The organism is Halomonas sp. GXIMD04776, assembly GCF_049808615.1.
GTDB lineage: Bacteria > Pseudomonadota > Gammaproteobacteria > Pseudomonadales > Halomonadaceae > Modicisalibacter.
In genome coordinates, this window is the sequence record NZ_JBNCAN010000004.1 from 202,933 (window position 1) to 211,607 (window position 8,675).

An 8,675-nucleotide genomic window follows, 5' to 3' on the forward strand; every position below is an offset into this window, starting at 1 on the left:
ATCATGTCAAGTACAATGACTCAAGACCGCCCTGCTTACGCCGATGTCGTCGATCTCGACAAGTACCCCATTCACGATCTTGACGGTAGCGAAGGCAAGGCGCTGGTCGATAGTTGCCGCAAGGAATTGGCCAAGGATGGTTGCTGCACGCTCAAAGACTTTATCAAACCTGAAGCGGTAGCCAGGATGGTGGAATTGGCCAACCAATTGGAAGACAAGGCTTGGGTGAGCGATAGAACACACAACGTCTATTTCGAACCCTTCGATGAAACCGTCGAGCCGGATCACCCCTTGGCATACCCTGTACGCTCAGCCAAACATGGCATCGCTTATGATCATATACCCGAGGATGCTCCGCTACGGCGCTTGTACGAATCGGACGATCTGACCCGCTTCATTGCTCTGGTACTGGAAAAGCCGGTGCTATACCGCAGCGCCGATCCGCTAGATGCCCTGCAAATTACCCGTTTCCATCCCGGCGAAGAGCTAGGCTGGCATTTCGATAACAGTGAGTTCTCGATCACCGTCATGTATCAGCAGGCTGATCAAGGCGGCGATTTCGAATACGTACCGGCGCTGCGCACCAAGAACGACGAACGCTTTGATGACGTAAAGAAAGTGCTCCAGGGAGATCGGTCCAGGATCAAGATTCAGACCGGAGAGCCCGGCACACTCGCTTTCTTTCATGGTAACTGCGCCATGCACCGGGTCACGCTGGTGGAGGGGAAAACCCCACGCATCAACTCCGTGCTCACCTACGGCGAACACGACAGCATGCGCCTCAACGATCTCACTTCGGAGCTGTTCTATGGTCGCACATCGCAGGCGACTATCTAACCGGCAGCATGAAGCATTAAGCAAAACTCATCGATAGCTCGCTTTCAGCGGGCTATTACTTCCTACGTCCTCCTCAATAAGACGACGATTTTTCGTACCACTCACTTTTGCATTCCTGAAGATTGGAAATAAAACTTGTACGAACAATATTTACTGCATAGGTTGTGTATATAAACATGTTCAAGAAACGAGGTTCGCGCTATGAATGCCAATGTCGAGACATCAACGACCCCAATGTCGCCCTGTACTCAGCCTTTGCCCGAGCAGGTCACTTTTGAAGCGCTTGCGCATTGGATGGCGCAAGGCAATAATCCTATCGTCGAAATTCAGTCCATTGACATGGGCTACTATCTGGTTCGCCTGCATCATGCCCATGGCAGCAGTCAACTGGTGGATGACGAACACCACCCCCGACGCTTCACCGGCACGCAATGGATCAGCCGGCTGCTGGCGCCACTGGGTTTGACCCATGGATTACTGACCTGGCCCGAGATCACGGATGAGATGATCGGCTTACCCGCTGAGCCAAGCGATCCCGATGACGTGCTTGCGCATGGCACGCGGGTGGCCTTTCAGACACGTTAATACGCGCCTTCGCCTTGTCGATAGCCTCGAACCGGCCACAAACAATAATCTGCGCGAGAATATCAATGTCTATATGTATCACTTGTCGAGACCGGTCTTTCCTTCGACACTGATAATCAGCAAAATCATCGTTACTATGTCTGGGTGTCATTAAAAGCCCTTTAGAGACAAGATTCATGTCCTTGATCGACCGATTGGCCGAAGCCCATATCCAGCAGGCCATCGAGAAAGGAGAACTGGATGACCTGCCGGGCAGCGGCAAGCCACTTCAACTGGATGACGACAGCATGATCCCACCGGAGCTGCGCGCCGGCTATCGGCTGCTGAAGAATGCCGGCTTCCTGCCGCCGGAAATGGAGCTGGTGCGCGAAATTCGCGAGGTGGAAAGCCTGATCCTGCGCATGGATCACGGCGAAGAACGGGAACAGGCCTGTGCCCGGCTGAGTCTGTTGCGCACCCGCCTACAGACAAGAGGGCACCGACTCAGCCCTCTGCTGCAGCGCGGTGACTATCGGGACAAGCTGATTCAGCAGTGGAATCATAAAAGCGAATAGCCTCGTCTGCCCCGCGATTGGTCTGAGATTCCCCCTTATTTAGCAACAGTAGCCAATATAGACTACCTTTTATTGGACTTGTCCCGAGTGCTTTTCGGTGCCCGTCTGGTCAGAAAGGCGGTCTCAATGACATGAAGCGTCATATCGTCTGAGGATTGAATACGAAGGATCGTATGTTTGGCAAACCGCGATTGATTTATTGCTTGTTCTTGATCTTGACCCTGATCAGCGGAGCGGCGTTGGCACTGTGGGCCCCGGCATGGCTCTGGATCTGGTGGGTTCTGCCGACACTGGCGGTGGTGGGTGCCTGGGATCTGCGCTCCCGCCATAACGTGCTACGCAACTATCCGATACTCGGCCATCTGCGTTTCATGCTCGAGTTCGTACGTCCTGAACTACGTCAGTATTTCTTCGAATCCGAGACCAGTGGCCGCCCCTTCAGCCGAGAGCAGCGCAATCTCATCAATGCGCGCGCGGATGGCAACCCGGACACCTCGCCGTTTGGCACTCGACGCGATATGGAAGATATCGGCTTCGACTTCGTGTTGCACTCCATGGCCCCTAAAGAGGTCGATTCGCGCCATGCCCGGATCCTTATCGGCGGTCCACAGTGTACCCAGCCTTATGATTCCTCGCGTCTGAACATTTCGGCCATGAGCTTCGGCTCGCTATCCGGCAATGCGGTCGCGGCAATGAACAAAGGCGCCAAACTGGGGAACTTTGCGCAGGACACCGGTGAAGGTGCGATCAGTCCCTATCATCGGAAGCACGGTGGCGATATCGTCTGGGAAATCGCCAGCGCCTATTTTGGATGTCGCCACAAGGATGGTTCATTCAACCCCGAGGAGTTCAAGAAAAAAGCCTGTACCGAACAGGTCAAGATGATCGAGATCAAGATATCCCAGGGCGCCAAGCCCGGTCATGGTGGCTTGCTGCCCGGTTCCAAGGTCAATCAGGAGATTGCGGACACCCGCGAGATCGAAGTGGGCAAGGATTGCGCCTCTCCTGCCTCGCACCCTGAGTTCGACACGCCGATAGAGTTGCTGGAGTTCGTGGCGCGCCTACGCGAACTGTGTGGCGGCAAACCGGTGGGCTTCAAACTGTGCCTGGGAAAGCGTGCGGAATTCATGAGCGTATGCAAGGCGATGCTGGAAACCGGCATTCTGCCGGATTTCATCACCGTGGATGGCGCGGAAGGCGGTACCGGCGCTGCCCCCGCAGAGTTTTCCAATTTCATCGGCACCTACATCAACGAGGCCCTTCCCTTCGTGCACAATTGCCTGGTCGGCATCGGCAAGCGCAACGACATCGTGGTGATCGCCAGCGGTAAGGTGGCGCTGGGCTTCGATATGGTCGAGAAGCTCGCCCTGGGGGCAGACATGTGCAATGCCGCCCGCCCCTTCATGTTCTCGGTCGGCTGCATACAGGCCCAACGTTGCCATACCAATAAGTGTCCGACCGGCGTCACATCCCAGGATCCCGCGCGCACCCGATCTCTCGATGTGAACATCAAGGCATTGCGCGTCCGCAATTACCATGACGCCACGATAAGATCGTTCCTCGATATCGTCGGTACCCTAGGGCTCGAAAGTCCCGATGAGCTCATCCCCGAATACGTCTTCCATCGCACGATGCCCGGTCCCGCCTCTCCTTACGACGCCTTCTACCCAAAAGTCGAAACGGGTGATTTCTTGCGGGATGCCATTCCTGAGGAGTACGCCCAGGACTGGCAACGAGCAAGTGCGAATCGTTTTTAAGGACCTCGCAACTCAAAGAACAGTAAGTCGTTTTCACACGATGGACCGATAACGATCCCTGAAAACAGGAATGTCTCATCGACTTGGACGTCAGTCTCATGAAAGCATTCGTGTCATTGTCAACGTATTGTTTGCTGATAGCGATATCATTGCTGCTTACTTCCTGTGGCATCAACGAGCATGGCTTCCTGGCCCCCGCTGGGCCCATCGCCCAATCTCAGCGCGAGCATTTCTTCTTCATCATCGGCTGGACCCTGGTAGTCATCGTACCCCTGTTCGTGGCCCTCCCCATCGTGCTCTGGAAGTACCGACTCGGCAAGACGTCCTCCGCCTATCGGCCCGACTGGGCCTCCTCCTGGATACTGGAAGTGTTGATATGGGGCATCCCGTTCATCGTCGTCGGCGTGCTGAGCTGGCAGCTTTGGCATTTGTCCCACGAGCTCGATCCGTACAAGCCAATTCAGAGCGACAAGCCTGCGCTCGACATCCAAGTCGTCAGCCTGGACTGGAAATGGCTATTTATCTACCCGAATCAGGGCGTGGCCGCAGTCGATGAACTGGTACTTCCCGTCGATCGCCCGGTGCGTTTCCGCCTGACCAGCGACACGGTGATGCAGTCCTTCATGATCCCGCGGCTGGGCAGTCAGATCTACACAATGCCCGGAATGGTCACGGAACTGAATTTACTGGCCGATCACATTGGAAACTACCGCGGCATGAATACCCAATATAACGGGGAAGGATTTTCCAAACAGAAATTCACCGCCCGGGTGATGGAGCCCTCGGCTTTCGACGAGTGGGTTCAGCGAATGCAGCAGTCCCGGCCCCCGCTCGACTGGACTGCCTACGAGCAGCTTGCCAAACGCTCGGTGCTGTCGTCGCCGATCACTTTCGGCGCAGTGCCCGAGAAGTTGTTCGATCGCGTCGTGTCGAAATTCAAGGGCGCCGTCAACCCGGGGTCAGTCAGCGCCAGGCCAACACACGAACAGGGAGAGTGAGCCGGTGACGGGAGACACATTCAACCACTTCTGGCTCGGTAAACTGGGTGTCGATTCGCTGCCGTTTTACCAGGTCATCACGGACCCCAACATCAACACCCTGATCTCCGCCGCCGCCTCGGGAATCGCCATCGCGGGTGGGCTGGCCGTCATCGTGCTGCTGAGCTGGTACGGCAAGTGGGGCACCTTCTGGCGCGACTGGCTGACCAGCCTGGATGCCAAGAAGATCGGCATCATGTATATCGTCATCGCTCTCGTCATGCTGCTGCGCGCAGTCATCGAAGCATCCTTGATGCGCACGCAGCAGGCAGTGGCGGTCGGTGATCCCGGGATACTGTCGGCGGAACATTTCGGTGAACTGTTCAGCACCCACGGCACGATCATGATCTTCTTCATGGCGATGCCCTTTCTGACCGGGGTCATCAACATCGTGATGCCATTGCAGATCGGCACTCGGGACGTGCGCTTTCCTCTGCTCAATGCCATCAGTCTGGCGCTGACCGCCGCCGGGGCAGGTCTTGTCATGATCTCCCTGATCATCGGCAAGTTCTCTACCGGGGGATGGAGCGGCTATCCGCCTTTCACGGAGCTGGCCTTCAATCCCGGCGTTGGTCCGGACTACTGGATCTGGGCGGTGACGTTGAGCTCGATCGCCTCGACGTTGAGCGGTCTCAACTTCGCCGTGACCATCTATAAGCAGCGCGCTCCGGGCATGACCTGGTTTCGCATGCCGCTATTCAGTTGGACCGCGCTTTGCACCAGCATCCTGATGATATTCGCCATGATGCCGTTGACCGTCGCCACCGCCATGCTGGCGCTGGATCGCTATGCCGGTTTTCACTTCTTCACCAACGACCTAGGCGGCAACATGATGAACTATGCCAATCTGTTCTGGTTGTTCGGCCACCCGGAGGTCTATATCGTCATCCTGCCGGCCTTCGGTGTGTTTTCCGAGGTGTTCTCCACCTTTTCCGGTAAGCGTCTTTACGGCTACAAGTCCCTGGTCTACGCCACCATGGCGATCGCCGTGCTGTCATTCTGCGTCTGGGTACACCACTTCTTTACCATGGGCCAGACGGCCAACCTCAACGCGGTGTTCGGCATCGCCACCATGCTGATCGGCGTGCCGACCGGCGTGAAGGTCTACGACTGGCTGCTGACCATGTTCCGCGGCCGCGTTCGCCTGACGACCGCCATGCTGTTTTCCGTGATGTTCATGGCCACATTCGTCATTGGCGGGTTAACCGGTGTGATTCTGGCCAACCCCCCGGTCGATTTCAACGTCCACAACTCCCTGTTCCTGGTCGCGCATTTTCACAACATGCTGATACCAGGCACTTTGTTCGGCATGTTCGCCGCCTATCATGTCTGGTTCCCCAAGATGTTCGGATTTCGCCTGTCCGAAAGATGGGGGCGGATTTCCTTCTGGTGCTGGTCCTTTGGTTTCTATCTCGCCTTCATGCCGCTTTACGCTCTTGGCCTGATGGGGGCCATGCGCCGCACCAATGAGTGGTTTCAACCCGAGTACCTGCCCTGGCTCATCACGGCGCTTGCCGGCGCCGGCCTGGTTCTCATGGCGGTACTGAGCATGCTGATTCAACTGCGAGTGAGCATCCGAGATCGGGAAAGCCTGGCAGTGCCCGGCGGTGATCCCTGGGACGGTCGTAGTCTCGAATGGTCGATGAGCGCTCCGCCCCCGGAATACAACTTTGCAGTCATTCCTCAGGTGCACGACCGCGATGCCTTTACCTGGATGAAGCAACACGGCGAGGCCCATGCGTCGCCGCCGCGCTACGAAGACATCCAGCTACCTAGGAACAGCAGTGTGGCGCCGGTCATCGGGGCGGCAAGCCTAGTGCTCGGCTTTGCTCTTACGTGGCATATCTGGTGGCTGACGATCGTGACGTTCCTGGTGATCTGGGGAGCCGTCATTGCCCGCAGTTTCTGCCGCGATACCGAGCGCATGATCTCCGCCAGCCAGGTGCAGGAAGAACATGAACGCTGGCTTCGCATGGTACGTACCCTTCCCGCAACGCCCCGGGAGAAGGAAACGACCACCGCCAACCGCGGTCTGGCTGAGGAGGCCCCATGAGCGCTCGCCATCATCACCCGGGCCTGAACCTCGGCAACACCGATCCCGAAACCCACGAAGCCGCTGAATCCCTGTTGTTTGGCTTCTGGATTTTCCTGATGAGCGACCTGGTGCTGTTTGCGCTGCTGTTCGCGACCTATGCGGCCACGAGCCAGCATGGCATCGCTGGTGGGCCCACCCCGGCCGATTTGTTCGAGCTGAAAAACCCCTTCATCGAGACATTGTTGCTGCTTGTCAGCAGCTTCACCTTCGGCTTGGCCGCCTTGGCCCTGAAATACCGCCAAGACCGCAGTCGTCTGATGTTCTGGCTGGTCGTGACCTTCCTGTTAGGTGCCGGATTCGTCGTGATGGAGGCGCGGGATTTCATGAAGATGGCAAGCGAGGGTCATACCCCCCAGCAAAGCGCCTACCTGTCAGCTTTCTTCGCTCTCGTCGGCACTCATGGTCTGCACGTCACGGCCGGGCTGATGTGGATTCTCATCATGCTGGTTCAGGTGCTTGTGTTCGGTCTGGCCGGAGAGGTCAAGACACGCCTACTACGGCTCGCCATCTTCTGGCACATGCTCGATATAGTCTGGATCTGCATCTTCACGTTCGTCTATCTGTTCGGAGTGTCGCAATGAATCGCAATGGATTACCGGAGAGTGAAGCCGAAGACCCACAACGAGAGTTTCGCGACTACTGCATTGGGGGAGTGCTCGCGCTGATATTGACAGCATTGGCGTTCGGGGCGGTGGCCTGGAGCGTGTTCGGGTCATGGCAGCGCTTGATCGCCCTCACTCTGCTCGCGGGGCTGCAGGTCGTCGTTCATTTTCGCTATTTTCTGCATATCGATCTGTACAAATCGCATCGTGATGAGCTTCAACTCATTCTGTTTACCAGCTTGATCCTGTTCCTGATGGCCGGCGGCACGATCTGGATTTTATGGAACCTGCACTTTCGCATGCTTTAAAGAGGGTAAACGGCTGCGCTCCGCCGTTATCTGGCGGTTCCCAGGGCCAGTATGGGGGCGCGAATTGGAGATTCACGATATTTTGGATAACCCGAACCTGCTGAGCAGCCGAGCATTAGAGCGTATAACCTCGACAGAGGTAGCCGCCGGGGCAGCAAACCCGACGGAGTTCTCGATCTGTATCCCCATTGCTATTTGATGCCAACTTTTCATGAAACAACGCTTTATGCGCCACTTTCGTGGCAATAATCAAGCCACGCATTTGCTGCCTTGGGCGGTATTCCACCAACGATCCTATCAAACACTTTTAGCGCTTCTGCTTCCGTGTGGTACCCATTGACAACACTAGGGAAATAACGCGCACATGAACGCCACATGACACCCCCCGGTGCCTTCGCTTGTTGTAATTGAACTATTGCAGACTCGTAGCCTAGTGCGGCTAAACAAGCAAGACGATGCTGCCCGGTCGAAGCAGCGATTATCCAGTCATTCTCATCTGCCCAGACAGTACCCGTCATCCACTCGCATTTTTCCGAAGCATAACCGTGCTTTTTTATCGACTCATACAACTTTGTTAACCTCAGGTATTCAAGATAAAGCTTTTCCCAATTTATTGGACCAAATTCACTTCCCCCAATAAACTCGTCCCTGTAGGCCCCTTGTTCCTTATCCTCTCTCTGATAAATTTTTTTGAGGTAAGTGCAATATTCTTCAGGGGTTTTGCACGACCAAAGAGGTGTAGCTGCAAGAGCAGGGAGCTTATCGAATTCGGCATAGCTAGCCCGGATATTGCACCGGGCCGGCCAGACGCTCCCAGATTCCAGGCTCGGTGGGGATGATGGCGATCGGGGTTGAGATTGGCTATTTCTTGATCAATTTCCTGGCTTCAGGGCGCACTTC

At 56.0% G+C, this 8,675-nt stretch carries 8 protein-coding genes; all 8 read left to right on the plus strand.

Features of this window, described 5'->3' with window-relative positions; translation table 11 throughout:
• Nucleotides 1-3 precede the first annotated feature (3 nt).
• The 8 genes from ACPF7Z_RS04280 (at nt 4) to ACPF7Z_RS04315 (ending at nt 7,775) form a co-directional block, all read left to right on the plus strand.
• Nucleotides 4-837: a HalD/BesD family halogenase gene (locus ACPF7Z_RS04280; RefSeq protein ID WP_425191924.1), complete on the plus strand. Its 834-nt coding sequence runs from the start codon at nt 4-6 to the stop codon at nt 835-837.
• Between the two features lie 201 nt (nt 838-1,038).
• Entirely contained in the window at nt 1,039-1,422 is a 384-nt protein-coding gene (locus ACPF7Z_RS04285; protein WP_425191925.1) for a DUF6482 family protein, read from the plus strand.
• A gap of 176 nt (nt 1,423-1,598) precedes the next feature.
• Complete coding sequence (locus ACPF7Z_RS04290) at nt 1,599-1,976, plus strand: DnaJ family domain-containing protein (RefSeq protein WP_425191926.1); 378 nt, start codon at nt 1,599-1,601, stop codon at nt 1,974-1,976.
• A gap of 173 nt (nt 1,977-2,149) precedes the next feature.
• A complete protein-coding gene (locus tag ACPF7Z_RS04295; RefSeq protein ID WP_425191927.1) occupies nt 2,150-3,733 on the plus strand; it encodes an FMN-binding glutamate synthase family protein in 1,584 nt (527 codons plus the stop codon).
• A gap of 110 nt (nt 3,734-3,843) precedes the next feature.
• On the plus strand, nt 3,844-4,731 hold the full coding sequence (locus ACPF7Z_RS04300; protein WP_425191928.1) for a COX aromatic rich motif-containing protein: 888 nt from the start codon (nt 3,844-3,846) through the stop codon (nt 4,729-4,731).
• A 4-nt stretch (nt 4,732-4,735) separates the two neighbouring features.
• Complete coding sequence (locus tag ACPF7Z_RS04305; RefSeq protein ID WP_425191929.1) at nt 4,736-6,823, plus strand: cbb3-type cytochrome c oxidase subunit I; 2,088 nt, start codon at nt 4,736-4,738, stop codon at nt 6,821-6,823.
• Complete coding sequence (gene cyoC, locus ACPF7Z_RS04310; protein ID WP_425191930.1) at nt 6,820-7,446, plus strand: cytochrome o ubiquinol oxidase subunit III; 627 nt, start codon at nt 6,820-6,822, stop codon at nt 7,444-7,446. Before ACPF7Z_RS04305 ends, cyoC begins: the two co-directional genes overlap by 4 nt.
• Entirely contained in the window at nt 7,443-7,775 is a 333-nt protein-coding gene (locus tag ACPF7Z_RS04315; RefSeq protein WP_425191931.1) for a cytochrome o ubiquinol oxidase subunit IV, read from the plus strand. Before cyoC ends, ACPF7Z_RS04315 begins: the two co-directional genes overlap by 4 nt.
• Nucleotides 7,776-8,675: the final 900 nt, after the last annotated feature.

Coding starts and splice junctions, on each gene's coding strand:
- ACPF7Z_RS04315 (WP_425191931.1), top strand. CDS start 7,443: ATGAATCGCAATGGATTACCGGAGAGTGAAGCCGAAGACCCACAACGA.
- ACPF7Z_RS04290 (WP_425191926.1), top strand. CDS start 1,599: ATGTCCTTGATCGACCGATTGGCCGAAGCCCATATCCAGCAGGCCATC.
- ACPF7Z_RS04295 (WP_425191927.1), top strand. CDS start 2,150: ATGTTTGGCAAACCGCGATTGATTTATTGCTTGTTCTTGATCTTGACC.
- ACPF7Z_RS04280 (WP_425191924.1), top strand. CDS start 4: ATGTCAAGTACAATGACTCAAGACCGCCCTGCTTACGCCGATGTCGTC.
- ACPF7Z_RS04285 (WP_425191925.1), top strand. CDS start 1,039: ATGAATGCCAATGTCGAGACATCAACGACCCCAATGTCGCCCTGTACT.
- cyoC (WP_425191930.1), top strand. CDS start 6,820: ATGAGCGCTCGCCATCATCACCCGGGCCTGAACCTCGGCAACACCGAT.